General features: G+C 60.5%; 36 protein-coding genes. 33 read left to right on the top strand and 3 right to left on the bottom strand.

Annotated elements, in window-relative coordinates:
• Positions 1-195, bottom strand: a 195-nt coding sequence (locus ACFDR9_RS19800; RefSeq protein ID WP_409032095.1) for a hypothetical protein, incomplete at its 3' end; no start/stop codon positions are given.
• Between the two features lie 195 nt (positions 196-390).
• Between ACFDR9_RS19800 and rplC the strand changes: the two genes are divergently transcribed.
• The 29 genes from rplC to dsbD all read left to right on the top strand — a co-directional run bounded on the left by rplC (position 391) and on the right by dsbD (position 16,531).
• Positions 391-1,047 (top strand): 50S ribosomal protein L3, encoded by a 657-nt coding sequence (gene rplC / locus ACFDR9_RS19795; protein ID WP_017877861.1) that lies wholly within the window; start codon positions 391-393, stop codon positions 1,045-1,047.
• A 3-nt stretch (positions 1,048-1,050) separates the two neighbouring features.
• The gene (gene rplD, locus ACFDR9_RS19790; RefSeq protein WP_026133140.1) at positions 1,051-1,671 is read left to right on the top strand and encodes a 50S ribosomal protein L4; all 621 of its coding nucleotides are present in this window, start codon (positions 1,051-1,053) and stop codon (positions 1,669-1,671) included.
• Positions 1,668-1,985, top strand: coding sequence for a 50S ribosomal protein L23 (gene rplW, locus ACFDR9_RS19785; RefSeq protein ID WP_017877859.1), 318 nt, complete (start codon positions 1,668-1,670; stop codon positions 1,983-1,985). The genes rplD and rplW overlap by 4 nt, the downstream gene beginning before the upstream one ends.
• Complete coding sequence (gene rplB, locus ACFDR9_RS19780) at positions 1,985-2,812, top strand: 50S ribosomal protein L2 (RefSeq protein WP_081611906.1); 828 nt, start codon at positions 1,985-1,987, stop codon at positions 2,810-2,812. Before rplW ends, rplB begins: the two co-directional genes overlap by 1 nt.
• Before the next feature lie 10 nt (positions 2,813-2,822).
• Entirely contained in the window at positions 2,823-3,098 is a 276-nt protein-coding gene (gene rpsS, locus ACFDR9_RS19775; protein WP_026133139.1) for a 30S ribosomal protein S19, read from the top strand.
• Entirely contained in the window at positions 3,095-3,427 is a 333-nt protein-coding gene (gene rplV, locus ACFDR9_RS19770; protein WP_198292082.1) for a 50S ribosomal protein L22, read from the top strand. The genes rpsS and rplV overlap by 4 nt, the downstream gene beginning before the upstream one ends.
• A gap of 9 nt (positions 3,428-3,436) precedes the next feature.
• Entirely contained in the window at positions 3,437-4,264 is an 828-nt protein-coding gene (gene rpsC, locus ACFDR9_RS19765; RefSeq protein ID WP_017877855.1) for a 30S ribosomal protein S3, read from the top strand.
• Between the two features lie 2 nt (positions 4,265-4,266).
• Positions 4,267-4,686 (top strand): 50S ribosomal protein L16, encoded by a 420-nt coding sequence (gene rplP, locus ACFDR9_RS19760; RefSeq protein ID WP_017877854.1) that lies wholly within the window; start codon positions 4,267-4,269, stop codon positions 4,684-4,686.
• A gap of 13 nt (positions 4,687-4,699) precedes the next feature.
• Entirely contained in the window at positions 4,700-4,891 is a 192-nt protein-coding gene (gene rpmC, locus ACFDR9_RS19755) for a 50S ribosomal protein L29 (protein WP_017877853.1), read from the top strand.
• A complete protein-coding gene (gene rpsQ, locus ACFDR9_RS19750; RefSeq protein ID WP_409032094.1) occupies positions 4,888-5,160 on the top strand; it encodes a 30S ribosomal protein S17 in 273 nt (90 codons plus the stop codon). The genes rpmC and rpsQ overlap by 4 nt, the downstream gene beginning before the upstream one ends.
• 221 nt (positions 5,161-5,381) lie before the next feature.
• A complete protein-coding gene (gene rplN, locus ACFDR9_RS19745; RefSeq protein ID WP_008444317.1) occupies positions 5,382-5,750 on the top strand; it encodes a 50S ribosomal protein L14 in 369 nt (122 codons plus the stop codon).
• 9 nt (positions 5,751-5,759) lie between these two features.
• Positions 5,760-6,074 carry a 50S ribosomal protein L24 gene (gene rplX / locus ACFDR9_RS19740; RefSeq protein ID WP_017877851.1) on the top strand — a complete coding sequence of 105 codons (315 nt, stop codon included), beginning with the start codon at positions 5,760-5,762 and terminating at the stop codon, positions 6,072-6,074.
• Between the two features lie 6 nt (positions 6,075-6,080).
• Positions 6,081-6,620, top strand: a complete 540-nt coding sequence (gene rplE / locus ACFDR9_RS19735; protein ID WP_017877850.1) for a 50S ribosomal protein L5 — start codon at positions 6,081-6,083, stop codon at positions 6,618-6,620.
• A gap of 4 nt (positions 6,621-6,624) precedes the next feature.
• Positions 6,625-6,930: a 30S ribosomal protein S14 gene (gene rpsN, locus ACFDR9_RS19730; protein WP_081611905.1), complete on the top strand. Its 306-nt coding sequence runs from the start codon at positions 6,625-6,627 to the stop codon at positions 6,928-6,930.
• A gap of 14 nt (positions 6,931-6,944) precedes the next feature.
• The gene (gene rpsH, locus ACFDR9_RS19725) at positions 6,945-7,340 is read left to right on the top strand and encodes a 30S ribosomal protein S8 (RefSeq protein WP_017877849.1); all 396 of its coding nucleotides are present in this window, start codon (positions 6,945-6,947) and stop codon (positions 7,338-7,340) included.
• A 10-nt stretch (positions 7,341-7,350) separates the two neighbouring features.
• Positions 7,351-7,884, top strand: a complete 534-nt coding sequence (rplF, locus tag ACFDR9_RS19720; RefSeq protein ID WP_017877848.1) for a 50S ribosomal protein L6 — start codon at positions 7,351-7,353, stop codon at positions 7,882-7,884.
• Positions 7,885-7,897: 13 nt separating this feature from the next.
• On the top strand, positions 7,898-8,260 hold the full coding sequence (gene rplR / locus ACFDR9_RS19715) for a 50S ribosomal protein L18 (RefSeq protein ID WP_017877847.1): 363 nt from the start codon (positions 7,898-7,900) through the stop codon (positions 8,258-8,260).
• Positions 8,261-8,272: 12 nt separating this feature from the next.
• Positions 8,273-8,791: a 30S ribosomal protein S5 gene (gene rpsE / locus ACFDR9_RS19710; RefSeq protein WP_017877846.1), complete on the top strand. Its 519-nt coding sequence runs from the start codon at positions 8,273-8,275 to the stop codon at positions 8,789-8,791.
• Positions 8,792-8,800: 9 nt separating this feature from the next.
• Entirely contained in the window at positions 8,801-8,980 is a 180-nt protein-coding gene (gene rpmD / locus ACFDR9_RS19705; protein ID WP_081611904.1) for a 50S ribosomal protein L30, read from the top strand.
• 31 nt (positions 8,981-9,011) lie between these two features.
• On the top strand, positions 9,012-9,443 hold the full coding sequence (gene rplO, locus ACFDR9_RS19700) for a 50S ribosomal protein L15 (RefSeq protein ID WP_017877845.1): 432 nt from the start codon (positions 9,012-9,014) through the stop codon (positions 9,441-9,443).
• 32 nt (positions 9,444-9,475) lie between these two features.
• Positions 9,476-10,810 carry a preprotein translocase subunit SecY gene (secY, locus tag ACFDR9_RS19695; RefSeq protein WP_026133138.1) on the top strand — a complete coding sequence of 445 codons (1,335 nt, stop codon included), beginning with the start codon at positions 9,476-9,478 and terminating at the stop codon, positions 10,808-10,810.
• Positions 10,811-10,828: 18 nt separating this feature from the next.
• Entirely contained in the window at positions 10,829-11,047 is a 219-nt protein-coding gene (infA, locus tag ACFDR9_RS19690; RefSeq protein WP_005663428.1) for a translation initiation factor IF-1, read from the top strand.
• 41 nt (positions 11,048-11,088) lie between these two features.
• The gene (gene rpmJ, locus ACFDR9_RS19685; RefSeq protein ID WP_010394471.1) at positions 11,089-11,202 is read left to right on the top strand and encodes a 50S ribosomal protein L36; all 114 of its coding nucleotides are present in this window, start codon (positions 11,089-11,091) and stop codon (positions 11,200-11,202) included.
• A 14-nt stretch (positions 11,203-11,216) separates the two neighbouring features.
• On the top strand, positions 11,217-11,582 hold the full coding sequence (gene rpsM, locus ACFDR9_RS19680) for a 30S ribosomal protein S13 (RefSeq protein ID WP_017877843.1): 366 nt from the start codon (positions 11,217-11,219) through the stop codon (positions 11,580-11,582).
• A 17-nt stretch (positions 11,583-11,599) separates the two neighbouring features.
• Positions 11,600-12,004 (top strand): 30S ribosomal protein S11, encoded by a 405-nt coding sequence (gene rpsK / locus ACFDR9_RS19675; protein ID WP_010394475.1) that lies wholly within the window; start codon positions 11,600-11,602, stop codon positions 12,002-12,004.
• 241 nt (positions 12,005-12,245) lie between these two features.
• Positions 12,246-12,869 carry a 30S ribosomal protein S4 gene (gene rpsD / locus ACFDR9_RS19670; RefSeq protein WP_017877842.1) on the top strand — a complete coding sequence of 208 codons (624 nt, stop codon included), beginning with the start codon at positions 12,246-12,248 and terminating at the stop codon, positions 12,867-12,869.
• 102 nt (positions 12,870-12,971) lie between these two features.
• Positions 12,972-13,949 (top strand): DNA-directed RNA polymerase subunit alpha, encoded by a 978-nt coding sequence (locus ACFDR9_RS19665; protein WP_008444343.1) that lies wholly within the window; start codon positions 12,972-12,974, stop codon positions 13,947-13,949.
• A 121-nt stretch (positions 13,950-14,070) separates the two neighbouring features.
• Entirely contained in the window at positions 14,071-14,466 is a 396-nt protein-coding gene (gene rplQ, locus ACFDR9_RS19660) for a 50S ribosomal protein L17 (protein ID WP_026133137.1), read from the top strand.
• 154 nt (positions 14,467-14,620) lie between these two features.
• Positions 14,621-16,531 carry a protein-disulfide reductase DsbD gene (gene dsbD / locus ACFDR9_RS19655; RefSeq protein WP_409032093.1) on the top strand — a complete coding sequence of 637 codons (1,911 nt, stop codon included), beginning with the start codon at positions 14,621-14,623 and terminating at the stop codon, positions 16,529-16,531.
• 85 nt (positions 16,532-16,616) lie between these two features.
• On the opposite strand, the gene ACFDR9_RS19650 is transcribed toward dsbD, so the two are convergent.
• Positions 16,617-17,099, bottom strand: coding sequence for a Spy/CpxP family protein refolding chaperone (locus ACFDR9_RS19650; RefSeq protein WP_409032092.1), 483 nt, complete (start codon positions 17,097-17,099; stop codon positions 16,617-16,619).
• A 201-nt stretch (positions 17,100-17,300) separates the two neighbouring features.
• Here ACFDR9_RS19650 and ACFDR9_RS19645 point away from each other — a divergent pair, with 201 nt between their 5' ends.
• The 4 genes from ACFDR9_RS19645 to ACFDR9_RS19630 all read left to right on the top strand — a co-directional run bounded on the left by ACFDR9_RS19645 (position 17,301) and on the right by ACFDR9_RS19630 (position 23,811).
• Positions 17,301-18,029, top strand: coding sequence for a response regulator (locus ACFDR9_RS19645; RefSeq protein ID WP_409032091.1), 729 nt, complete (start codon positions 17,301-17,303; stop codon positions 18,027-18,029).
• Positions 18,026-19,384: a sensor histidine kinase gene (locus ACFDR9_RS19640; RefSeq protein ID WP_409032090.1), complete on the top strand. Its 1,359-nt coding sequence runs from the start codon at positions 18,026-18,028 to the stop codon at positions 19,382-19,384. The genes ACFDR9_RS19645 and ACFDR9_RS19640 overlap by 4 nt, the downstream gene beginning before the upstream one ends.
• Before the next feature lie 159 nt (positions 19,385-19,543).
• A complete protein-coding gene (locus tag ACFDR9_RS19635) occupies positions 19,544-20,716 on the top strand; it encodes an efflux RND transporter periplasmic adaptor subunit (protein WP_409032089.1) in 1,173 nt (390 codons plus the stop codon).
• Entirely contained in the window at positions 20,713-23,811 is a 3,099-nt protein-coding gene (locus ACFDR9_RS19630) for an efflux RND transporter permease subunit (RefSeq protein ID WP_409032088.1), read from the top strand. The genes ACFDR9_RS19635 and ACFDR9_RS19630 overlap by 4 nt, the downstream gene beginning before the upstream one ends.
• Positions 23,812-24,146: 335 nt before the next feature.
• On the opposite strand, the gene ACFDR9_RS19625 is transcribed toward ACFDR9_RS19630, so the two are convergent.
• The coding region (locus tag ACFDR9_RS19625; RefSeq protein WP_409032087.1) for a transposase at positions 24,147-24,392 on the bottom strand (246 nt) is incomplete at its 5' end.

Here is a 24,392-nt window from a genome sequence, read left to right as displayed (position 1 = left end):
TCTATTTTTTCTTTTTGTTTCCGTTGTTGTTGTCGGTTTTCTTTTTTCTGTTCCCCTCCCCCCCCTCCCCCCCCCTCCCCCCCCCCCCCCCCCCTCCCCTTCCCCCCCCCCCCCCCCCCCCCCCCCCCCGACCGCCAGCGCCGCGCAACGCGGCGCCAGCCGGCGCGAAAACCCGCCCATTCCCCAGTCGATCAAGCATCGCCGGACCGCCGCCAAGCCGCGCCGGGCGCGGCTGTGCGGTTTTGCCATACCCCGTGTTAACTTGTTGCGTCAAGGGTTTTTGTGGTATATACTTGCCGGCTTCGGTATGGATTCGTTCCTTTTTTTGAGTCCTACGTTACTTTGTAGTTAAACAAGCCCCGCCCAATCGCAGGTGGGAATGGAGAAAAAATGAGCCTAGGCCTTCTCGGTCGCAAGGTTGGTATGATGCGCATTTTCACGGACGAAGGGGATTCGATTCCCGTCACCGTGTTGGACGTATCGAACAACCGTGTTGCGCAAGTCAAAACAACTGAAACAGATGGTTACTCCGCTGTTCAGGTCGCATTCGGTCAACGTCGCGCTTCCCGCGTGAACAAAGCCGTCGCTGGTCACCACGCTAAAGCCGGTGTCGAAGCAGGTACTCTGTTGAAAGAGTTCCGCGTCGATGCAGACAAAGCTGCCGAACTGAAAGCTGGCGATGTCGTCGCCGCTTCGCTGTTCGAAGTCGGTCAAAAGATCGACGTGCAGGGTATCACCATCGGTAAGGGTTACGCCGGCGTCATCAAGCGTTACCACTTCTCGTCCGGTCGCGCTACCCACGGTAACTCGCGTTCGCACAACGTGCCAGGTTCCATCGGTATGGCGCAGGATCCAGGTCGCGTTTTCCCTGGTAAGCGCATGACCGGTCATCTGGGTGACGTTACCCGCACGATGCAAAACCTCGAAGTCGCCCGTATCGACACCGAACGCCAGCTGCTGTTGGTCAAGGGTGCGGTTCCAGGCGCGAAAAATGGCCAGGTAGTTGTCTCGCCAGCCATCAAAACCAAAGCAAAGAAGGGAGCTTAAACGATGGAACTCAAGCTTCTGAATGCGCAAGGTCAAGCCGGCTCCAACGTCGTCGCTGCTGATACTATTTTCGGCCGTGATTACAACGAAGCGCTGATCCACCAAGTCGTCATCGCCTATCAGGCGAATGCACGTAGCGGTAACCGCAAGCAAAAAGACCGTGAAGAAGTTCACCACACGACGAAAAAGCCATGGCGCCAAAAAGGTACCGGCCGCGCGCGTGCTGGTATGTCGTCGTCGCCACTGTGGCGCGGCGGCGGACGGATTTTCCCAAATTCGCCCGACGAGAACTTCACCCACAAAGTGAACAAAAAAATGTATCGCGCAGGTATCTGCTCGATTTTGTCCCAGCTGGCTCGTGAAGACCGCCTGACTGTGATCGACGATCTGACGATCGACGCGCCAAAAACCAAACTGCTGTCGCAAAAGCTGACCGGCATGGGTTTTGAATCCGTCCTGATCATCACTGACACGTTGAACGAAAACCTGGAATTGGCATCGCGCAACCTGCCACACGTGCTCGTCGTTGAGCCGCGTCACGCAGACCCGCTGTCCCTGGTGTTCTACAAGAAGATCCTGATCACCAAGCTGGCATTGGCTAAGATTGAGGAGATGTTGGCATGAGCGCGATTTTGAAACATAGCGAAGAACGCTTGATGAAGGTGCTGTTGGCGCCGGTCATTTCCGAAAAGGCCACCATGGTCGCGGAAAAGAACGAGCAAATTGTATTCCGCGTATTGCCGGATGCAACCAAGCCTGAAATCAAGGCAGCGGTCGAACTGCTGTTCAAGGTTGAAGTTCTGTCCGTGCAAACTGCAAACCGTCAAGGTAAGCAGAAGCGCACCGGCAAGTTCAACGGTCGTCGTAATCATACCAAGCGTGCTTTCGTGTGCCTGAAGCCTGGCCAGGAAATCAACTTCTCCGAGGAGGCTGCATAATGGCACTCGTTAAGATGAAACCAACCTCACCAGGCCGTCGCGGCATGGTGAAGGTTGTGAACCCTGACCTGTACAAAGGTCGTCCGTTCGCAGCCCTGGTTGAAAAGAAATCCAAGACCGCTGGTCGTAACAACAACGGTCATATCACCACCCGCCACATCGGCGGTGGTCATAAGCAACATTATCGCTTGATCGACTTCAAGCGCACCAAAGACGGCATCCCGGCGAAAGTGGAACGTATCGAATACGATCCAAACCGTACCGCGAACATCGCTTTGCTGTGCTACGCCGACGGCGAGCGCCAGTACATCATCGCCACCAAGGGCATGGCCGTTGGCGACGCGGTGATGAACGGTTCGGAAGCGCCGATCAAATCGGGTAACTGCTTGCCTATCCGTAACATCCCGGTCGGTACCGTGATGCATTGCGTCGAAATGCTGCCAGGTAAGGGTGCCCAGATGGCCCGTACCGCCGGCGCCGGCGTTGTGCTGATGGCCCGCGAAGGTGTCTACGCTCAGGTGCGTCTGCGCTCCGGCGAAGTGCGCCGCGTGCATATCGAGTGCCGTGCTACGGTTGGCGAAGTCGGCAATGCCGAACACAGCCTGCGTAAAATCGGTAAGGCCGGCGCGATGCGCTGGCGCGGTGTTCGTCCTACCGTCCGCGGTGTGGTCATGAACCCGGTCGATCACCCGCACGGTGGTGGTGAAGGTAAAACAGCAGCTGGTCGTCATCCAGTGTCGCCTTGGGGCCAACAGACGAAGGGTAAGAAGACACGCCGTAACAAGCGTACGACTTCCATGATCGTCTCGCGCCGCGGCAAGAAATAAGGGATAGCACATGACTCGTTCATTGAAAAAAGGGCCGTTCTGTGACGCCCACCTGGTGAAAAAAGTTGAGGCTGCGCAAGCAATCAAAGACAAAAAGCCAATCAAAACCTGGTCGCGTCGTTCGACGATCATGCCTGACTTTATCGGCCTGACGATCGCGGTGCATAACGGCAAGCTGCACGTGCCGGTATATGTTTCCGAAAACATGGTTGGTCACAAGCTCGGCGAATTCGCACTGACCCGTACGTTCAAGGGCCATGCAGCTGACAAAAAGGCTAAGAAATAATGGAAACTAAAGCTATCCTCAAAGGTGTGCGCCTGTCGGACCAAAAGGGTCGTCTGGTTGCTGACCTGATCCGTGGCAAGAAAGTTGATGCAGCTCTCAACATCTTGCAATTCAGCCCGAAAAAAGGTGCTGCGATCATCAAACGTGTTCTGGAATCCGCGATCGCGAATGCCGAGCACAACGATGGCGCCGACATCGACGAGCTGAAAGTCACGACGATCTACGTCGAAAAGGGTCCAGTCCTGAAGCGCTTCACAGCACGCGCTAAGGGCCGGGGTGATCGTATCTCGAAACAATCCTGTCACATTTACGTGACTGTCGGCAACTAAGGAGTCACGATGGGACAGAAGATACATCCAACAGGCTTTCGCCTTTCGGTAACCCGTAACTGGGCATCGCGTTGGTACGCTGGCAACGGTAATTTCGCCGCCATGCTCAACGAAGATCTGAAAGCGCGCGCTTACCTGAAAAAGAAACTGAAGAACGCTTCGGTTGGCCGCATCGTCATCGAGCGTCCTGCCAAGAACGCGCGCTTCACGATCTACAGCTCGCGTCCGGGCGTGGTCATTGGTAAAAAAGGCGAGGACATCGAAGTACTGAAGTCGGCGCTGACCAAGATCATGGGCGTTCCCGTGCACGTGAACATCGAAGAAATCCGCAAGCCGGAAATCGATTCGCAGCTGATCGCCGATTCGATCGCCCAGCAGCTGGAAAAGCGCATCATGTTCCGCCGCGCGATGAAGCGCGCGATGCAAAACGCCATGCGTCTGGGTGCCCTGGGCATCAAGATCATGTCGTCCGGCCGTCTGAACGGTATCGAAATCGCCCGTAAAGAGTGGTATCGCGAAGGCCGCGTGCCTCTGCACACCCTGCGCGCCGATATCGACTACGGTACCAGCGAAGCGTCGACCACCTACGGCATCATCGGTGTCAAGGTCTGGGTATACAAGGGTGACCGCGCGCCAAACGGCGACGCACCAGTCATCGATACCCCTCCTGACGAGAAGAAGAGCCGCGGTCCACGCCGTGACGATGGCAAGCCTACCGGCCGCCCTCGCGCACCCGTTGGCGCGAAACCATCCACAGCACCAGGTGCTGCACGTGTGCGCACCGCCGCTAAACCGGCCGGCGCTGTCGCTGCACCAGCTGAGAAAGCAGGAGAATAATCATGCTGCAACCAGCACGCAGGAAGTATCGTAAAGAGCAGAAGGGCCGCAACACCGGTATTTCCCACTCGCGCGGCACCGCCGTGTCGTTTGGCGAATTCGGTTTGAAAGCGGTTGCCCGCGGCCGTATCACGGCGCGCCAGATCGAAGCGGCTCGTCGTGCGATGACCCGCCACATCAAGCGCGGTGGTCGTATTTGGATCCGCATCTTCCCGGACAAGCCAATCTCGAACAAGCCAGCCGAAGTTCGTATGGGTAACGGCAAGGGTAATCCTGAGTACTACGTCGCTGAAATTCAGCCGGGCAAAGTACTGTACGAAATGGACGGCGTTGACGAAGCGCTGGCACGGGAAGCTTTCCGTCTTGCTGCATCGAAACTGCCACTGGCCACGACGTTTGTCGTACGCCAGGTCGGCCAATAATTGGAGTTGAAATATGAAAGCAACTGAACTCCGCGGCAAAGACCAGGAAGCTCTGCAAAAAGAGCTGAATGACTTGTTGAAGGCACAGTTCGGCATGCGTATGCAAATCGCTACGCAACAGCTGGGCAACACTTCGCAACTCAAGAAGGTACGCCGCGATATCGCGCGTGTGAAGACGGTCATGAATACGAAGGAAGCCAAATGAACGATCCAGTGAAAAAGCCGCTCAAGCGCACGCTGATCGGTAAAGTGGTTTCCGACAAGATGGACAAGACCGTCACCGTTCTGATCGAACGCCACGTCAAGCATCCGTTGTACGGCAAGATCATCATGCGTTCGAACAAGTATCACGCGCATGACGAGACCAACGAAGTCAAAGCCGGTGACACGGTCGAGATCCAGGAAGGTCGCCCGATCTCAAAAACCAAGGCGTGGACAGTTACCCGTGTTGTGCAAGCATCACCGACTGTCTAATTAGTTCTTGCAGGCCCGCGTATTGTATGTGATACTAGCGGGCTTCGTTCATGTAACGCCGCAAAGTGTCTGGCCACAGACAGTAGGCCGCGGTCAGTAGATGTATGAAGGTCATGCACCCAAACAGTTTCGCTCTGCATGAGCGGATCTGGCGGGACCAAGACTGACCGTGGTTCTACAATTGTGTGGATTCTTCGGCTTAAGTTGGGAAAGAGAATACTATGATTCAAACTGAAAGCCGGCTCGAAGTGGCTGACAACACCGGTGCAAAAGAAGTTATGTGCATCAAGGTGTTGGGCGGTTCCAAGCGCCGTTATGCAGGCATTGGCGATGTGATCAAGGTAACCGTTAAGGTTGCTGCGCCACGTGGCCGTGTCAAAAAAGGTGAAATTTATAACGCCGTGGTAGTGCGCACCGCAAAAGGTGTTCGCCGTCAAGACGGTTCCCTGGTGAAGTTCGACGGCAACGCCGCCGTTCTGTTGAACGCCAAGCTGGAGCCGATCGGTACACGCATTTTTGGACCTGTCACGCGCGAACTGCGCACTGAAAAGTTCATGAAAATCGTGTCCCTGGCACCGGAAGTCCTGTAAGGAGTCGTAATGGATAAGATTCGTAAAAACGACGAAGTCATCGTTCTGACCGGGAAAGACAAGGGCAAACGTGGTGTAGTTCAGCAGCGCATCGACGCTGAGCACATTGTGGTTGACGGTATCAATATCGCTAAAAAAGCGGTGAAACCGAACCCGATGACTGGCGTAACTGGTGGTATCGTCGACAAGACCATGCCAATTCACGTGTCCAACGTTGCATTGTTTAATGCAGCGACTGGCAAGGCAGATCGCGTGGGATTCAAGGATGTCGACGGCAAAAAAGTCCGCGTCTTCAAGTCCTCCGGCGAAGTAGTGAAGGTTTAAGAGATCATGGCCCGTCTCCAAGAATTCTATAAAGAAAAGGTCGTTGCTGATCTGGTCGCCAAATTTGGCTACAAATCGGCAATGGAAGTTCCGCGTCTGACCAAGATCACCCTGAACATGGGTCTGTCCGAAGCAGTCGCAGATAAAAAGATCATTGAACACGCAGTTGGCGATCTGACCAAGATTGCTGGCCAAAAGCCAGTCGTCACCGTCGCTCGCAAGGCAATTGCCGGTTTCAAAATCCGTGAAGGTTATCCGATCGGTACCATGGTCACGCTGCGCGGCGCTCGTATGTACGAGTTCCTGGATCGCTTCATCACCGTGGCCCTGCCGCGCGTGCGCGATTTCCGTGGCGTGTCCGGCCGTGCATTCGATGGTCGTGGCAACTACAACATCGGTGTCAAGGAACAGATCATCTTCCCTGAGATCGAATACGACAAGATTGACGTGCTGCGCGGTATGAATATCAGCATCACGACAACTGCCAAGACCGACGACGAAGCGAAAGCGCTCCTCGCCGCCTTTAAATTCCCGTTCAGAAACTGAGATCATGGCAAAATTGGCACTGATTAACCGTGAGCAAAAGCGTGCTGACCTGGTGGCGAAATTCGCCCCCAAGCGCGCCGCGCTGAAGGCCATCGTTGATGACCAGTCGAAATCGGAAGAAGAGCGCTACGAAGCGCGCCTGAAATTGCAGGCGCTGCCACGTAACTCGAACCCGACGCGCCAACGTAACCGTTGCGCCATCACTGGTCGTCCGCGCGGCACATTCCGTAAATTCGGTCTGGGTCGTATCAAGCTCCGTGAATTCGCCATGCGTGGTGAAATTCCGGGTATGACAAAAGCAAGCTGGTAATAGGAGAATATGCAATGAGTATGAGCGATCCTATCGCCGATATGCTGACCCGCATTCGCAACGCCCAAGGCGTTCAGAAAACGACCGTGGCCATGCCATCGTCGAAAGTCAAAATTGCGATTGCCAACGTCCTCAAGGACGAGGGTTACATTGAAGATTTCGCTGTTACCGAAGCCGGTGGCAAAGCGGAACTCAAGATCGGTTTGAAGTATTATGTTGGCCGTCCTGTCATCGAGCGCTTAGAGCGCGTTTCCCGTCCAGGGCTGCGCGTCTACAAGGGCAAAGACGATATCCCGACCGTGATGAATGGCTTGGGTGTGGCGATCGTGTCGACTCCGCAAGGCGTCATGACTGACCGCAAAGCACGCGCTACCGGTGTCGGCGGCGAAGTTATTTGCTACGTGGCTTAAGGAGTTACACATGTCTCGAGTAGCTAAAATGCCGATCGCTGTCCCAGCTGGCGCCGAAGTCGCCATCTCCGCGGCCGCGATCACGGTAAAAGGCCCACTGGGCGTACTGACCCAGGCCCTGAACGGCCTGGTCAAAGTAGAGAACAATGCAGGAACCCTGAGTTTCGACGTCGCCAACGACAGCCGTGAAGCCAATGCCATGTCCGGCACGCTGCGCGCACTGGTCAACAACATGGTTACCGGCGTCACCAAGGGTTTCGAGAAAAAGCTGAACCTGGTTGGCGTGGGTTACAAGGCGCAAGCGCAAGGCGACAAGTTGAACCTGTCCCTGGGCTTTTCGCACCCTGTAGTGCACGCGATGCCAGTAGGCGTGACCTGCGCCACCCCGACGCCGACCGAGATCCTGATCAAGGGTATCGATCGTCAACAGGTGGGCCAAGTCGCCGCCGAAGTTCGCGCTTACCGCGCTCCCGAGCCTTACAAGGGCAAGGGCGTCCGTTATTCGGACGAAGTGGTTAAGATTAAAGAAACCAAGAAGAAGTAATTAGGGGCTGACGATGAATAAGAAAGAATCACGGCTTCGCCGCGGGCGCCAAACCCGCATCAAGATCGCGGAGTTGAAAGTAAATCGCTTGTCGGTGCACCGCACCAACCTGCACATTTACGCGAACCTGATCAGCCCGGACGCGAAAATTCTGGTGTCGGCCTCGACCGCCGAAGCAGAAGTACGCGCCGAACTGGCTGGCCAGTCGGGCAAGGGCGGCAACGCCGCCGCCGCTGCTCTGGTCGGCAAGCGCGTCGCTGAAAAAGCTTTGAAAGCAGGGATTACCGAAGTTGCGTTTGACCGCTCCGGTTTCCGTTACCACGGCCGTGTGAAGGCGTTGGCAGAAGCCGCGCGTGAAGCCGGTCTGAAGTTCTAAGGAAGAATCGTCATGGCAAAAATGCAAGCGAAAATGCAAAGCGACAAGCCGGATGACGGCATGCGCGAAAAAATGATCGCGATCAACCGCGTGACCAAAGTGGTCAAGGGTGGTCGTATCATGGGTTTCGCCGCGCTGACCGTGGTTGGTGATGGCGATGGCCGCATCGGCATGGGCAAGGGCAAGTCGAAAGAAGTGCCGGTTGGTGTCCAGAAGGCGATGGAAGAAGCCCGTCGCAACCTGATCAAAGTGCCGCTCAAAAACGGTACGCTGCATCACACCGTCACGGGCCGTCACGGCGCGTCGAAGGTGCTGATGAACCCGGCCAAGCCGGGTACCGGCGTGATCGCCGGTGGTGCAATGCGCGCGATCTTTGAAGTAATGGGCGTGACGGACGTGGTGGCGAAATCCACCGGCTCGTCGAACCCTTACAACTTGGTGCGTGCGACATTGAACGGCTTGGCAAAAATGAGCACTGCTTCCGACATCGCCGCCAAACGCGGCAAGTCGGTCGAAGACATTCTGGCTTAAGGCAAAAAAATGACAACCACACTCAAAGTGCAATTGGTCAAGGGCTTGATCGGTACGCGCGAATCGCATCGCGCTACCGTGCGCGGTCTGGGTCTGCGTCGGGTTAACTCGGTTTCCGAGTTGCAAGACACCCCATCCGTTCGCGGCATGATCAATAAAGTATCGTATCTCGTTAAAGTTGTCGCGTAAGCCTTCGGGCTTACTCGAACGGAGCAAAAACATGGAATTGAATACTATTCAGCCAGCAGTCGGTGCCAAACACGCAAAGCGTCGCGTGGGTCGTGGTATCGGCTCCGGTATCGGTAAGACCGCCGGTCGCGGTCACAAGGGTCAGAAATCGCGTTCGGGCGGCTTTCATAAAGTCGGTTTCGAAGGCGGTCAGATGCCTCTGCAACGCCGTCTGCCAAAGCGCGGTTTCAAATCGATGCACGCCACCTTCAAAGCTGAAGTGCGCCTGTCCGATCTGAACAAGCTGGCCGTTGGCGAAGTCGACATTCTGGTCTTGAAGCAAGCTGGCGTTCTGGGCGTGTTGGCCCGTGACGTGCGCGTGATCTTGTCCGGCGAAATCACCAAGGCGGTGAATTTGAAGGGCTTGAAAGTGTCCGCTGGCGCGAAAGCGGCCATCGAAGCAGCTGGCGGCTCGGTAGCCTGAGTTGACAGCTAACAGCTTGATCGGAGCGAAAATTGGCGACTAATCCACAACTTGCTAAAAGTGCAGCTGCCGGTTTCCCTTGGGGACGGCTCTGGTTTTTGCTTGGCGCATTGGTGGTTTATCGTATCGGTGCTCACGTCCCGGTTCCCGGGATTGACCCGACACAATTGGCCTTGCTGTTTAAACAGAACGAAGGCGGCATCCTGGGCATGTTCAACATGTTCTCGGGTGGCGCCCTGTCCCGTTTCACAGTGTTTGCGCTGGGTATCATGCCTTACATTTCGGCCTCGATCATCATGCAGTTGATGTCGATCGTGTCGCCGCAGATGGAAGCGTTGAAAAAAGAAGGCGAAGCCGGCCGGCGCAAGATCACCCAGTACACCCGGTATTTCACGGTTGCGCTGGCGACGTTCCAAGCGTTAGGCATTGCAGTCGCCCTGGAGTCGCAAGCTGGTCTGGTTCTGGACCCTGGTCTTGCATTCCGCTTCGTGACGGTCGTCACTTTGCTGACCGGAACAATGTTTTTGATGTGGTTGGGCGAGCAAATTACCGAGCGCGGCTTGGGAAATGGCATCTCGATCATCATCTTTGCCGGGATCGCCGCCGGTCTGCCAGCAGCACTGGGTGGTTTGTTCTCCCTGGTGTCGAACGGTTCGATCAGCAGCATAGGCGCGATTTTCATCGTGATCCTGGTAGCGGCAGTCACGTTCTTCGTGGTATTCGTCGAACGCGGTCAACGCAAAATTTTGGTCAACTACGCGAAGCGCCAGGTTGGTAACAAGATCTACGGCGGGCAAACGAGTCATCTGCCGCTGAAGTTGAACATGGCCGGCGTGATTCCGCCGATCTTTGCTTCTTCGATCATCTTGTTCCCGGCCACTATCGTGGACTGGTTTTCGAAGGGCGCCGACAACGCTAACCCTGCGGTGCGGTTCTTGAAAGATTTGGCAGCATCGATGGGGCCAGGCGAGCCTATCCATGCGCTGTTGTACGCAGTGGCAATTGTGTTTTTCTGCTTTTTCTATACGGCGCTGGTATTCAACAGCAAGGAAACGGCGGATAACTTGAAGAAGAGCGGGGCCTTTGTGCCAGGGATTCGTCCCGGTGAGCAGACTGCCCGTTACATCGACAAGATCCTGACACGCTTGACACTCGCCGGCGCGGTCTACATCACCTTGGTGTGTTTGTTGCCGGAATTTATGCAAGCCCAGTGGAAGGTGCCATTCTACTTCGGTGGTACTTCTTTATTGATTATTGTGGTTGTCACCATGGATTTCATGGCTCAGGTACAAAACTACGTGATGTCGCAGCAATATGAATCGCTGCTGCGCAAAGCAAATTTCAAGGGCGGAATTCCGACGCGATAAGCGCGGTAAACATACCGAATGGCAAAAGACGACGTCATACAGATGCAGGGCGAGATTCTTGAGAATCTCCCAAATGCAACATTTCGAGTGAAGCTAGAGAACGGACACGTTGTGCTCGGGCATATTTCAGGTAAAATGCGGATGAATTATATTCGCATCCTTCCTGGGGACAAGGTCACGGTGGAGTTGACGCCGTACGACCTGAGCCGAGCGCGCATCGTGTTCCGTACCAAGTAACACGTGAATCAAACCAAAGAAGCGAAAGAAAGAGCCCAAAAATGAAAGTTCTCGCATCAGTCAAGCGGATCTGCCGCAACTGCAAGATCATCAAGCGCAAAGGCGTAGTCCGCGTTATCTGCGTGGAACCGCGTCACAAGCAGCGTCAAGGTTAATCGAGGAATAACAAATGGCACGTATTGCAGGGGTTAATATCCCAAATCATCAGCACACTGTTATTGGCCTGACCGCCATCTACGGTGTTGGCCGCCCACGCGCACAGAAAATCTGCGACGCCACAGGTGTAGCTACCAACAAAAAGATCAAAGATCTGGATGACAGCGAACTGGAAAAGCTGCGCGATGAAGTAGGTAAATTCATCGTCGAAGGCGATCTGCGTCGTGAAATCTCGATGAACATCAAACGTTTGATGGATCTGGGTTGCTACCGCGGCATGCGCCATCGCAAGGGTCTGCCTTGCCGTGGCCAGCGTACGCGTACGAACGCTCGTACCCGCAAGGGACCGCGTAAAGCCGCTCAATCGCTGAAAAAATAATCCGCTAGGGAATAATTATGGCTAAGTCGCAAAATAACGCCGCATCAGCACGCGTGCGTAAAAAAGTTAAAAAGAACGTCGCCGAAGGCATTGCACATGTCCACGCATCGTTCAACAACACGATCATCACCATCACCGATCGTCAAGGCAATGCGCTGTCGTGGGCAACCTCCGGTGGTGCGGGCTTCAAGGGTTCGCGTAAATCGACCCCGTTCGCAGCGCAGGTCGCCGCGGAAGCCGCAGGCAAGGTCGCTGTTGAGTGCGGCGTGAAGAACCTGGAAGTGCGTATCAAGGGCCCTGGTCCTGGTCGCGAATCCGCGGTTCGCGCGCTGAACAACCTGGGTATCAAGATCACCGAGATCCAGGATGTGACGCCGGTACCGCACAACGGTTGCCGTCCGCCAAAACGTCGTCGTATCTAAGACCGGCACCGGCAGAGGGCGCGCAAGCGCCAGCTGCTCTTGTTCGTCGTTAGCATAAATCGCTGGAGCAGGAGGCCGGAAACGGTTATACTGCCCGGCTGTTGTTGCCTGTCGAATCCGTTCGGCGGGTTTTTCGTTTTCAGCCACCGTCTGGTTGTCGTTGGACCAGACTAGCGCCTAACCGCACCGCGCATGCCGCGCGCCTGTGGCTGGGGCGTTATCATTCAAAAAAGGAAGCACCGTGGCACGTTATATCGGACCTAAAGCAAAACTTTCCCGCCGTGAAGGTACAGACCTGTTCCTGAAGAGCGCCCGTCGCTCGCTGGACTCCAAGTGCAAACTGGACGTCAAGCCAGGCCAACACGGTGTCAAATCCGGCGCCCGCACCTCGGACTACGGTAACCAACTGCGCGAAAAGCAAAAAGTCAAGCGCATGTACGGCGTGCTGGAACGCCAGTTCCGCCGCTACTTCGCTGAAGCGGACCGTCGTAAAGGCAACACCGGCGAAACGCTGTTGAAGTTGCTGGAAACGCGTCTGGACAACGTTTGCTACCGCATGGGCTTTGGTTCGACCCGCGCTGAAGCGCGTCAACTGGTCAGCCACAAAGCGTTCACCGTCAACGGTATCGTTGTCAACATCGCGTCGTACTCGGTCAAAACCGGCGATATCATTGCTGTTCGTGAAAAATCGAAAAAGCAAGTGCGTATCCTGGAAGCGCTGTCGCTGGCCGAACAAGTTGGTATGCCTAGCTGGGTTTCGGTTGATGCCAAGAAAATGGAAGGCACCTTCAAGTCCCTGCCAGAGCGTAACGAAATCGCTAACGACGTCAACGAATCGCTGATCGTCGAGCTGTACTCGCGTTAATAGCAGTTTGTAGGACACCCGCCCACTCGTTCGAGTGGGCGTTTTACCTATGCCATCAGCCTTATCGGTGTAATGAGCCGAGGGTATTGAAAAGGACATTTCATGCAGAACAGTTTGTTGAAGCCACGTATTATCGATGTTGAAGCTCTCGGTGCCGGTCACGCCAAAGTCGTGATGGAGCCGTTCGAGCGCGGCTACGGCCACACATTGGGTAACGCGTTGCGCCGCGTGCTGTTGTCTTCGATGGTAGGCTACGCGCCGACCGAAGTAACGATCGCCGGCGTAGTACACGAATATTCCTCACTCGATGGCGTGCAAGAAGACGTCGTCGATTTGTTGCTGAACTTGAAGGGTGTGGTATTCAAAGTCCACAACCGCGATTCGGTGACCTTGACATTGAAAAAAGAAGGCGAAGGCGCGATTCTGGCCTCCGACATCGACCTGCCGCACGACGTCGAACTGATCAACCCTGATCACGTGATCGCCCACCTGACCGCCGGTGGCAAGCTGGACATGCAGATCAAGGTTGAAAAAGGCCGTGGTTACGTGCCGGGCAACGTGCGCCGCCTGTCGGAAGACACCAACAAGACGATCGGCCGCATCATTCTGGACGCCTCGTTCTCGCCGGTGCGCCGCGTGTCGTACTTCGTTGAATCGGCCCGCGTCGAACAGCGTACCGACCTGGACAAGCTGATCATCAACATCGAAACCAACGGCGTGATCTCGCCGGAAGAAGCGATCCGCCAGTCGGCCCGCGTCCTGGTGGACCAGTTGAACGTGTTCGCCGCCCTGGAAGGCACGGAAGCGGCCGCCGAAGCGCCATCGCGCGCTCCGCTGGTCGACCCTATCCTGTTGCGTCCGGTCGACGACCTGGAGCTGACGGTGCGTTCGGCGAATTGCCTGAAAGCCGAAAACATTTACTACATCGGCGACCTGATCCAGCGTTCGGAAAACGAGCTGTTGAAGACGCCAAACCTGGGCCGCAAGTCCCTGAACGAAATCAAGGAAGTGCTGGCGTCGCGCGGCTTGACCTTGGGCATGAAGCTGGAAAACTGGCCGCCTGCAGGTTTGGAGAAGTAATTTTTTTGCAGCAAACCGCCCGCGGCATGTGTCGCGGACGTTATTTTTTTACAACCGGTCCGCGACTGCGCCTGCGTAGTCGATCGAAGAACTGGATGAACACTCACCGAAAGGATTTACCATGCGTCACGGTCACGGCCTCCGTAAACTGAATCGTACCTCGTCACACCGTCTTGCAATGTTGCGCAACATGACTGTTTCGTTGCTGCGTCACGAAGCAATCAAAACCACCCTGCCAAAAGCAAAAGAACTGCGCCGCGTTATCGAGCCGATTCTGACACTGGGCAAAACCGACTCGCTGGCAAACAAGCGTCTGGCATTCAACCGCCTGCGCGACCGCGAAATGGTCCTGAAACTGTTCGCAGTCCTGGGCCCGCGTTACGCCAACCGTAACGGTGGTTACCTGCGTATCCTGAAAATGGGTTTCCGCGTCGGCGACAACGCTCCTATGGCTTACATCGAGCTGTTGGATCGTCCAGAAGTCACCGAAATAGAAGACGCAGTCGTTGCTGAGTAATTCAGTGCCGCTGGAGTAAAAAAAAGCCAGGCCCAGCCTGGCTTTTTTGCGTCTGGAGCGGGCTTGTGTGCCCCGGTGTACTATGCTGCTGTGCGCCGCCGCCACGCCGCCGAGGTCGGAAAGGCATTCCCTGTGTGCCGTTAAAAAGGTCTTCATGTTCAGTATTTCGCACCGCGCGGCCGCCGCCGCCCCGTTCCCGCAACGCGCCCTGAGCTGGCTGCGCCGGGCTTTCTCAACGGCCCTGCCGGTGCTGCTGGCTTTGCTGGCGGCCCTGGCCGGCACGCCGGCGCGCGCCGACGAGGAGTTCCTCGAGCCCGGCGCGGCCTTCAAGTTTTCGGCGCGCATGCAGGACGGCGCCACCGTCGCCGTCACCTACGACATCGCCGACGGCTACTATATGTACCGCGAGCGCTTCCAGTTTACGGCGGCCGGCGCCACCCTGGGCGCGCCGCGGATCCCGCCCGGCAAGGTCAAGTTCGACGAAACCTTTCAAAAGAACGTAGAGACATACCGCCACGCGATCACCATCCTGATTCCGGTCCAGGCCGGCGGCCCGTTCACGCTGGTGGCCAGCAGCCAGGGTTGCTCCGACAAGGGCCTGTGCTACGCGCCGCAGGAGGCGCGCGCCAAACTGGTCGGCAGCGCCGCGGCGGCCGCCGGCATCTCGACGGCGCCGCCGGGGGGCATGTCGGTGGCGCCGTCGCCGGGCGCGCCCACCGTGGTCGCGGTTGCCGCGCCGGTCAGCGAGGTGCAGCCCTTGGCCGTCGGCGCGACCGCGGGCGGCGCCACGGATCTCCGCGGCGGCCCGCCCGGCGAGATGGGCAAGATCGAGGCGGCCTTAAAAGGTGGCAAGTTGCTGGTCATCGTGCCGCTCTTCATGCTGCTTGGCCTGGGCCTGTCGTTGACGCCCTGCGTATTACCGATGGTGCCTATCCTGTCGTTCATTATTGTCGGCGAAGGCGCCAAGGCCAGCCGGGCGCGCGGCCTGTTGCTGTCGGCTACCTACGCGCTGGGCATGGCGGTGGTCTACACCGCGCTCGGCGTGGCCGCCGGCCTGGCCGGCGAGGGTTTGGCCGCGGCATTGCAAAACCCGTGGGTGCTGGGCGCGTTCGCGCTACTGATGGCCGGCTTGTCGCTGTCGATGTTCGGCGTCTATGAGTTGCAGGTGCCGGCCGCGTTGCAGAGCAAGCTGGCGGCGGTGTCGAACCGCCAGTCGCCGGGCAAGCTGGCCGGCGTATTCGTCATGGGCGCGATCTCGGCGTTGATCGTCGGCCCCTGCGTGGCGGCGCCGCTGGCCGGCGCCTTGCTCTACATTAGCCAGACGCGCGACGTGCTGGTCGGCGGTGGCGCGCTGTTCGCGATGGCGCTGGGCATGAGCGTGCCGCTGCTGCTGGTCGGCGTCTCGGCCGGTGCCTTGCTGCCGCGCGCCGGTGCATGGATGGACGCGGTCAAGCGCTTCTTCGGGGTGTTGCTGCTGGCGATGGCTTGGTGGCTGGTGTCGCCGGTGTTGCCGGCGGCGCTGCAAATGGTCGGCTGGAGCGCGCTCGGCATCGGCTATGGCGTGTATCAATTGTCGCGCGGCGGCTGGGCCGGCAAGGCGTTGGGGCTGGCGTTCGCGTTGCTGGGCGCGGTGCAACTGGTCGGTGTCGCCAGCGGCGGGCGCGACGCGCTGGCGCCGCTGGCGCACCTGCGCGGCGGCCAGGTCGCGCATCTGCCGTTCGTGCGCGTGAAAACCGTGGCGCAGTTGGACGCGGCGCTGGCGCAAACCGGCGGCAAGACCGTGCTGCTGGATTTTTATGCCGACTGGTGCGTGTCCTGCAAGGAAATGGAGAAGCTGACCTTCGTCGACCCGCGGGTGCGCGCCAAGCTGGCCAATTCGCTGTTGTTGCAGGTCGACGTGACGGCCAATGACGCCGACGACAAGGCCATGCTGAAGCGTTTCAAGCTGTTCGGGCCGCCGGGAATTATCCTGTTCGACGCGCAAGGACGGGAGATTGTCGATTCGCGCGTCATCGGATTCCAGAATACGCAGACGTTCTTGGCTTCACTGGGGAAGCTGCGTTAGTGCACACCAGAGGCAAGGGCCGGGGTCCGACCCCTCGCGCCAAGGCGAGAAGGCCCGACCCCGGGTGATGTCGCTTGCTGACTGCTTACTGTACCTTCATGCCGTCGTGGCCATGGTGGCCGCGGTGGCCGCCGCGCCAGCCGCCGTGCATATTGGCGTCCAGTACCTTTTGCTGTTCCGGCGTCAACACCGCGTAGAAGGTGCGCAATGCCGCCAGGCGGCTTTCCTGCATCGCCAGGTGCTCCTTTTGCATCGCGATGTGCTTCTCCAGGCGCTCCGGCGCCGTCATCTTGGCGTATGCCGCGCGGTCCGGCCGGGCGTGCGGGCCCGTTGGCGCCGCCGCCGCGCCGAAGGCGGCCCAGGCCGGTTCTTGCGCGGCCGACAGTTTCAGCTTGTCGTGCAGCTGGGCCTTGTGTTGCGCCATGCGTTCGGCGTGCTTGGCGCCGCGCTGCTCCTGCGTCGCGGTTTGGCCGTGGCGGCCGTCTTCGGCCGCGTGCACCGCCAGCGTCGTCGCACCCATGCCCAGCGCGGTCAGACCAATCAACAGGCTTTTGCGTAATGTGTTCATCTTGTTTCCTTTAAGTGTCAAACGGGCTTATGCGTCACAGCAACCGGTTGGCGCTGCACATGAACCCATCATCGCCGTTCGATGTTTCAAACAAGTGTCGCGCAGGCGGCAGTTTGTATCCAATTGTTTCGTCCGGCTCGCTATATACATGACGATACAATTGGCCTGTTCAGGCCGCGCCGAACTGGGGATAATCGCGGCATGGAACCCACAACCACCATTCTGATCGTCGACGACGACCGCGACATTCGCACGCTGCTGGCGGACTACCTTGAAACCCACGGCTACCGTACCCTCGGCGCCGCCGACGGCGTCGCCATGTGGAAGCTGCTCGACGAGGCCCGTCCCGAATTGATCGTGCTCGACCTGAACCTGCCCGGCGACGACGGGCTGACCTTGTGCCGCAAGCTGCGCGCCCAGTCCAGCGTGCCGGTGATCATGCTGACGGCGCGCAGCGAGCCGCTCGACCGCATCCTCGGCCTGGAGATGGGCGCCGACGACTACCTGCCCAAGCCCTTCGAGCCGCGCGAACTGCTGGCGCGCGTGCGCAGCGTGCTGCGCCGCAGCCACGCGATGCCGTCCAACGCGCCTTCCGACAAGGCGCAGCGGATGCGCTTTTCCGACTGGACGCTGGACCTGGCCGCGCGCCACCTGCTGAACCCGGACGGCATCGTCATCATGCTGTCGGGCGCCGAATTCCGCCTGCTGCGGGTGTTCCTCGAGCATCCGAACCGGGTGCTCAACCGCGACCAGTTGCTGAACCTGACCCAGGGCCGCGACGCCGACCCGTTCGACCGCTCAATCGACATCCAGATCAGCCGCCTGCGCCAGAAGCTGGGCGAGGACGCGCGCTTGCCGCAAATCATCAAGACCGTGCGCAACGGCGGCTACGTGCTGGCCGGCCAGGTCAGCGTGGAGCCGCCGGCGTGAAGGCCTTCCTCGGTTCGATGACGGGGCGGGTATTCCTGGTGCTGCTGCTCGGCATGGCCGCCTCGGCCGCGCTGACGCAGTGGTTGGCCTTGGGCGAGCGCCAGCGTACCATCGAGCAATACCGCGACTTCCACGCCCTCGAACGCGCCGAGCAGGTGATCCTGACGGCCGACGTGGTGCCGGCGGCCGCGCGCGCCGCCTATCTGAAGGTGGCCAACCGCGGCGGCGTGCGCCTGGAGGCGCGCGCCGACAGGCCGGGCGCGCCGGAGCTGGCGCCGACCGAATTCTCGTTGGCGCTGGGGCAGCGGCTGGGGCCGGACTTCCACCTGGCGCCGCTGGCCGAGCGCCCCGCCGCCTGCGAGCGGCCGCGCCGGCGCAGCGGCCTGTTCGGCACGCTCCAGTGGAGCGGCGCCTGCGAGAGCATGAACGTGCATATGCGCGACGGCCAGTTGCTGCACCTGTCGGTGTTGCCGCCGCGCGGCCCGCCCGGGCGCGGCAAGAACGAATGGGCGACGCTGTTGCCCTTCCTGGCCAGCATCGCGCTGCTGGCCTACCTGGTCACGCGGATGACGATGCGCCCCCTGAAGCAACTGGCGCAGGCCGCGCGCGACCTCGGCAACGACATCAACCATCCGCCGCTGGAGCTGTCCGGCGCCAGCGAGATCCGCCTCGCCGCGGCCGCGTTCAACGCGATGCAGGCGCGCATCCGCCAGCACATTTTCCAGCGCACGCAGATGCTGGCGGCCATCACGCACGACTTGCAAACGCCGCTGACGCGGCTGCGGCTGCGGCTGGAAAAGGTCGTCGAGCCGGAGCTGCACGAGCGCCTGGTGGGCGACCTGTCGGCGATGCAGCACATGGTCAAGGAGGGGCTGGACCTGGCGCGCTCGATGGACAGCAGCGAGGCGATGCAGGCGCTCGACCTCGATTCGCTGCTCGACAGCGTGTGCGCCGACGCCAGCGACGCCGGCCAGCGGGTCGCGCTGAGCGGGCACGCCGGCATGGCGCTGATGGGCCGGCCGATGGCGCTGCGGCGTTGCCTGGTGAACTTGATCGACAACGCCGTCAAGTACGGCCAGTACGCCAACGTCACGGTAGAGCGCGAGGCCGGCGCGGCGCGCGTGCGCATCCGCGACGGCGGCCCCGGCATCGCGGCCGAGCAGATGGCCAAGGTGTTCGAACCGTTTTACCGGATCGAGACGTCGCGCTCGCGCGAGTCCGGCGGCACCGGCCTGGGCCTGACGATCGCCAGCAACATCGCCGAGCAGCACGGCGTCGGCCTGCTGCTGGCGAACCACGCCGGCGGCGGCCTGGAAGTGACGCTGACGGTGCCGGAATACCGCCCGGGCAAGTAAGCCAGTTGGGCGGAAGGCGTGCAAGCTGCCCCGGCCGGCGGCGCCGCACCGGCCCGGTATGCATGCCCTTGTGCGACAATGCCACGCCTAATGCGTGTTGGCAACATTGTGTAAACGTTGATTAACCCAGACAGCCTTCCCCCGCGAAGGCGCGAGCGAATGAAAAAATCCACTGTTGGACTCCTGGTCGGCGTCGCCGTCTGCATCGGCGCCGGCGCCTGGTATGCCACGCGGCAAGGCGGCGCACCGGCGCCGGGCCAGGCCGGCGCCGGCCAGCCGCCCACCGTCGTCACCGTCACCACGCCGCGGCGCCAGGACGTGCCGGTGCTGCTGCAGGCGAACGGCAACGTGACGCCGATCAGCAGCGTCGAACTGCACCCGCAAATCACCAGCACCATCGCCGCGGTGCACATCCGCGAGGGCCAGTTCGTCAAGGCCGGCGAGCTGATGTTTACGCTCGACGCCCGCAACCAGCAGGCCGCCGTCGACAAGGCCCGCGCCCAGGTGGCGCGCGACCGGGCCGGGCTGGCCGACGCCGAACGGCAGTACCAGCGCAGCCTTGAGCTGCTGGGCAAAAATTTCATCGCCCAGAGCGCCGCCGACACGCTGAAAAGCCAGCTCGACTCGGCGCGCGCGCTGCTCGGCGCCGACCAGGCGGCCTTGCGCGCGGCCCAGGTCGACGCCGGTTACGCCGGCATTCGCGCGCCGATGGCGGGACGGGTCGGCGCCATCGGCGTGTACCCGGGCAGCCTGGTGCAACTGGCCAGCGTGTTGACGAGCATCACCCAGCTCAACCCGATCAACGTCAGCTTCACGCTGCCGGAAAGCGCCCTGGCGGCGCTGCTGGCGGCGCACAAGGCCGGCGCCGTGCCGGTGGCGGCCGGCGTCGGCGGCAAGCAAGTGCAGGGCGCGCTCAGCTTTATCGACAGCAGCGTCGACCCGGTGGCCGGCGTGATCCGCCTCAAGGCCCAGTTCGACAACCGCGACACCCAGTTGTGGCCCGGCCAGTACGTCGCCGCCAGCCTGACCGTGCAGACGCTGAAGGACGCGCTGGTGATTCCGCAAAACGCCATCATCAGCAACAGCACCGGCGTCTTCGTCTACACCATGGAGGCCGACCGCAGCGCCAAGGTGCGCCCGGTGGCGCGGCTGCACTCGTTCGGCTTGAACGCGGCCGTTTCGGGCTTGAACGGCGACGAGAAGGTCATTGTCGACGGCAAGCAAAACCTGCGCCCCGGCGGCAAGGTCCGCCTCGCGGACCAGGCCGGCAATGGCGCGCCGGCCGGCAAGGGGCAGGGCGGCGCCCACGGCAAGAAAGGCCAAGCGGGATGAACCTGTCCGAATTGTGCATACGCCGCCCGGTGATGGTGGTGCTGCTGTCGCTCAGCCTGATCCTGGTCGGCGTGCTGGCCTACATCAACATTCCGGTCGCCGCGCTGCCGAGCTATAACACCCCGGTCATCAACGTCAGCGCCGACCTGCCCGGCGCCAGCCCGGAGACGATGGCCTCGTCGGTGGCGTTGCCGCTGGAGAAGCAGTTTTCCACCATCGCCGGCCTGAGCCTGGTCACCTCGACCAGCACGCTCGGTGCGACCTCGCTGACCTTGGAATTCGACACCAGCGTCGACGTCAACGTCGCCGCCGTCGACGTGCAGGCCGCGCTGCTGCGGGCGCAGCGCCAGCTGCCGCAGGAGATGACGGAGCTGCCGTCCTACCGCAAGATCAACCCGGCCGACGCGCCGGTGCTGTTCATGGCGATGACGTCGCCGTCGATGAACTTGTCGGACTTGAACGACTTCGCCGAAAACCTGGTCGCGCCCAGCCTGTCCACGCTGCCCGGCATCGCCCAAGTCACCGTCAACGGCCAGAAACGCTTCGCGGTGCGGGTGCGCGCCAAGGCCGACCTGATGAACGCGCGCGACCTGACGCTCGACGAGCTGGCCACGGCGATCCGCGCCGCCAACGCCAATTCGCCGCTGGGCATCCTGGACGGGCCGCAGCAGACCCTGACCATCCAGGGCAACGCGCAATTGATGAAGGCCAGCGAATTCGCCGAGCTGATCGTGGCCAACCGCAACGGCCAGCCGGTGCGCCTGAAGGACGTCGCCGACGTCGAGGACAGCTACCAGTCGGTGAAGACGGCCGGCAGCTACAACGGCGAGCGCTCGATCGTGCTGCTGGTGCAGCGCCAACCGAACGCCAACACCGTGCAGGTGGTCGACGCGGTGCGCAAGCTGCTGCCGCGCTTGCGCGCGCAATTGCCGGACTCGATCAAGATCAGCCTGGTCAACGACCGATCGGTGTCGATCCGCGAGGCGATCCACGACGTCAACCTGACGCTGGCGCTGACGGTGGTGCTGGTGGTACTGGTGATTTTCCTGTTCCTGCGGCGCGCCGCCGCCACCTTCATCCCCGGCATTACGATGCCGATCTCGCTGCTGGGCGCGCTGGCCCTGCTGTACTGGCTCGGCTACAGTCTCGACAACGTCTCGCTGCTCGGCATTACGCTGGCGGTCGGCCTGGTGGTCGACGACGCCGTCGTGGTGCTGGAAAATATCGTGCGGCACATCGAGATGGGCAAGAAACCGATGCAGGCGGCGCTGGTCGGGGCCAAGGAAATGGGCTTCACCATCGTCTCCATCTCGGTCTCGCTGGTGGCCGTGTTCATCCCGATTTTCTTCATGCCGGGCGTGATCGGCCTGCTGTTCCACGAATTCGCGGTGGTGGTCTCGCTGTCGATCCTGGTCTCGGCGCTGGTCTCGCTGACGCTGGTGCCGATGCTGGCCAGCCGCCTGCTGCCGGCCGACTCGCACGACGGCCCCGGCGACGCCAGCTTCGTCGGCCGGCATGTCGAGGCCGGCTTCCTGAAGCTGAAGAACGGCTACGTGCGCTGGCTCGACAAGGCGCTGGCGCACCGCACCCTGGTGCTGCTGGTGGCGCTGGCCACGTTCGCGCTGACGGTGCTGTTGTACGCGACCATCCCCAAGGGCTTCTTCCCCGAGGAGGACCTGGGCCAGATCCGCGTCACCACCGAGGCCGCCGAAGACATCTCCTCGGAGGCGATGCTGGCCTTGCAGGCGCGCGTCGCCGCCGTGCTGCAGGCCGACCCGAACGTGCAGGACGTGACCTCCTTCGTCAGCGGCGGCAACACCGGCCGCATGTTCATGGTGCTCAAGGCGCGCGACCAGCGCGCCAAGATGCCGCAGGTGCTCGACAGCCTGCGCCGCGCCACCCGCGCCGTGCCCGGCATCGCCGTCTACCTGCAGCCGGTGCAAAACCTGCAGCTGGGCGGTCGCCCGAGCAAGAGCCGCTACCAGTACACGCTGCAAAGCGTCAGCCCGGACGCGCTCAGCGACTGGGCCGCCAACTACATCGACGGCATGCGCGCCGACCCGGCGTTCCGCGACGTCACCAGCGATTCGCAACACCGCGGCCTGCAGGCGTCGCTGAAGATCGACCGCGACAAGGCCAGCGTGCTGGGCGTGCAGATGGCCGACGTGCGCAGCGCGCTGTACCTGGCCTTCGGCGAGCGCCAAGTGTCGACGATTTATTCGCCGGCGGCGAGTTATGTCGTCATCCTGGAGGCGGCCGCGGCCGACCGCCAGTTCGACGACGCGCTGACCAAGGTATCGGTGCGCAGCAAGGCCGGCCAGCTGGTGCGGCTGTCGAGCTTCGCCACGGTCGAGCGCAGCGTCGGCCCGACCGCCGTCAACCACCAGGGCCAGTTGCAGGCGATCACGGTGTCGTTCAACCTGGCGCCGGACGTGCCGCTCGGCGTGGCCACCGGCAAGATCGAGCAGATGGGGCGCGACATGCGCCTGCCGCCGTCGATCATCACCAAGTACGGCGGCGACGCGGCGGTGTTCCAGGATTCGCAATCGAGCCAGATCATCCTGATCGTCGCCGCGCTCGGCGTCATCTATGTGCTGCTGGGGGTGCTGTACGAAAGCTACATCCATCCGCTGACGATCCTCGCCGGGCTGCCGTCGGCGGCGGTGGGCGCCTTGCTGACGCTGCGCCTGTTCGGGCTGGACCTGACGATGATCGCCATCATCGGCATCCTGATGTTGATCGGCATCGTCAAGAAAAACGCCATCATGATGATCGACTTCGCGCTGCACGCCCAGCGCAACGAGGGCATGGCGCCGGCCGCGGCGATCCGCGAGGCCTGCATCCTGCGCTTCCGGCCGATCATGATGACGACGCTGGCGGCGCTGATGGGGGCCTTGCCGATCGCCCTCGGCCTGGGCGCCGGCGCCGAGCTGCGCCAGCCGCTAGGCCTGGCCGTGGTCGGCGGCCTGATCTTCTCGCAGGTGATCACGCTGTTCATCACGCCGGTGATTTACCTGTTCCTCGACAAGTACAGCGGCGGCGGGCCGATGGGTGACGCCGAGCTGGCCGAATGGGGATCGGGCGGGCGCCAGTAGAGATATGGGATTGATTAAAGCAAAGCCCTTTGCTGAGGGGCGTTGTCCATTGACGAGCGAGTCCATCCGCTCACTTTGTCAATCTTATTGGCGGTTGAAGTCTGCAAAGGAACTCGGTGGCAGGCCCGAAAGCGGACGGCAAGTTGCGGCCATTGGGAATTGCCGCAATGGAGGATACGGTCGTGCAACAGGCTGCGGCCAAGGTCTTGAGCGCAATCTATGAAGAGCAGTTTCTTGGATTTTTATGGATAGCGACAGGGGCGCGTCCAGTACGATGAATTGGACGCGCTCGACGTTGGGTTCAAGCGCCACCAGGAGAGCTGGATACTGGGGCTCTATGCCGTTTTGTATGGAAATTGACTTCCGGATCGGTAGCGGGTACCCGCTTTCATAAGCGGTGCAGCTGGGCGTAACGGGTTCTGTGGCAAATGCTTTAGCTTGGACATGCGGAGATAGGCGATGGCGACGAAATTCTTGACGGTGCGAAAGCCCCTGGCGGCGGTTTTGGTTTGCTGAAGCAAGCCGTTCATGGCTTCGACGTAGGCGTTGCTGCGTCCGTCGAGCATGCCGCGCACGACGCC

It is taken from the genome of Janthinobacterium sp. CG_23.3, assembly GCF_046115965.1.
In the GTDB taxonomy this organism is placed as follows: domain Bacteria; phylum Pseudomonadota; class Gammaproteobacteria; order Burkholderiales; family Burkholderiaceae_D; genus Janthinobacterium.
This window is presented reverse-complemented; position numbering and strand designations above follow the sequence as displayed.

Coding starts and splice junctions, on each gene's coding strand:
- rplC (WP_017877861.1), top strand. CDS start 391: ATGAGCCTAGGCCTTCTCGGTCGCAAGGTTGGTATGATGCGCATTTTC.
- rplD (WP_026133140.1), top strand. CDS start 1,051: ATGGAACTCAAGCTTCTGAATGCGCAAGGTCAAGCCGGCTCCAACGTC.
- rplW (WP_017877859.1), top strand. CDS start 1,668: ATGAGCGCGATTTTGAAACATAGCGAAGAACGCTTGATGAAGGTGCTG.
- rplB (WP_081611906.1), top strand. CDS start 1,985: ATGGCACTCGTTAAGATGAAACCAACCTCACCAGGCCGTCGCGGCATG.
- rpsS (WP_026133139.1), top strand. CDS start 2,823: ATGACTCGTTCATTGAAAAAAGGGCCGTTCTGTGACGCCCACCTGGTG.
- rpsC (WP_017877855.1), top strand. CDS start 3,437: ATGGGACAGAAGATACATCCAACAGGCTTTCGCCTTTCGGTAACCCGT.
- rplP (WP_017877854.1), top strand. CDS start 4,267: ATGCTGCAACCAGCACGCAGGAAGTATCGTAAAGAGCAGAAGGGCCGC.
- rpmC (WP_017877853.1), top strand. CDS start 4,700: ATGAAAGCAACTGAACTCCGCGGCAAAGACCAGGAAGCTCTGCAAAAA.
- rpsQ (WP_409032094.1), top strand. CDS start 4,888: ATGAACGATCCAGTGAAAAAGCCGCTCAAGCGCACGCTGATCGGTAAA.
- rplN (WP_008444317.1), top strand. CDS start 5,382: ATGATTCAAACTGAAAGCCGGCTCGAAGTGGCTGACAACACCGGTGCA.
- rplX (WP_017877851.1), top strand. CDS start 5,760: ATGGATAAGATTCGTAAAAACGACGAAGTCATCGTTCTGACCGGGAAA.
- rplE (WP_017877850.1), top strand. CDS start 6,081: ATGGCCCGTCTCCAAGAATTCTATAAAGAAAAGGTCGTTGCTGATCTG.
- rpsN (WP_081611905.1), top strand. CDS start 6,625: ATGGCAAAATTGGCACTGATTAACCGTGAGCAAAAGCGTGCTGACCTG.
- rpsH (WP_017877849.1), top strand. CDS start 6,945: ATGAGTATGAGCGATCCTATCGCCGATATGCTGACCCGCATTCGCAAC.
- rplF (WP_017877848.1), top strand. CDS start 7,351: ATGTCTCGAGTAGCTAAAATGCCGATCGCTGTCCCAGCTGGCGCCGAA.
- rplR (WP_017877847.1), top strand. CDS start 7,898: ATGAATAAGAAAGAATCACGGCTTCGCCGCGGGCGCCAAACCCGCATC.
- rpsE (WP_017877846.1), top strand. CDS start 8,273: ATGGCAAAAATGCAAGCGAAAATGCAAAGCGACAAGCCGGATGACGGC.
- rpmD (WP_081611904.1), top strand. CDS start 8,801: ATGACAACCACACTCAAAGTGCAATTGGTCAAGGGCTTGATCGGTACG.
- rplO (WP_017877845.1), top strand. CDS start 9,012: ATGGAATTGAATACTATTCAGCCAGCAGTCGGTGCCAAACACGCAAAG.
- infA (WP_005663428.1), top strand. CDS start 10,829: ATGGCAAAAGACGACGTCATACAGATGCAGGGCGAGATTCTTGAGAAT.
- rpmJ (WP_010394471.1), top strand. CDS start 11,089: ATGAAAGTTCTCGCATCAGTCAAGCGGATCTGCCGCAACTGCAAGATC.
- rpsM (WP_017877843.1), top strand. CDS start 11,217: ATGGCACGTATTGCAGGGGTTAATATCCCAAATCATCAGCACACTGTT.
- rpsK (WP_010394475.1), top strand. CDS start 11,600: ATGGCTAAGTCGCAAAATAACGCCGCATCAGCACGCGTGCGTAAAAAA.
- ACFDR9_RS19665 (WP_008444343.1), top strand. CDS start 12,972: ATGCAGAACAGTTTGTTGAAGCCACGTATTATCGATGTTGAAGCTCTC.
- rplQ (WP_026133137.1), top strand. CDS start 14,071: ATGCGTCACGGTCACGGCCTCCGTAAACTGAATCGTACCTCGTCACAC.
- dsbD (WP_409032093.1), top strand. CDS start 14,621: ATGTTCAGTATTTCGCACCGCGCGGCCGCCGCCGCCCCGTTCCCGCAA.
- ACFDR9_RS19650 (WP_409032092.1), bottom strand. CDS start 17,099: ATGAACACATTACGCAAAAGCCTGTTGATTGGTCTGACCGCGCTGGGC.
- ACFDR9_RS19645 (WP_409032091.1), top strand. CDS start 17,301: ATGGAACCCACAACCACCATTCTGATCGTCGACGACGACCGCGACATT.
- ACFDR9_RS19635 (WP_409032089.1), top strand. CDS start 19,544: ATGAAAAAATCCACTGTTGGACTCCTGGTCGGCGTCGCCGTCTGCATC.
- ACFDR9_RS19630 (WP_409032088.1), top strand. CDS start 20,713: ATGAACCTGTCCGAATTGTGCATACGCCGCCCGGTGATGGTGGTGCTG.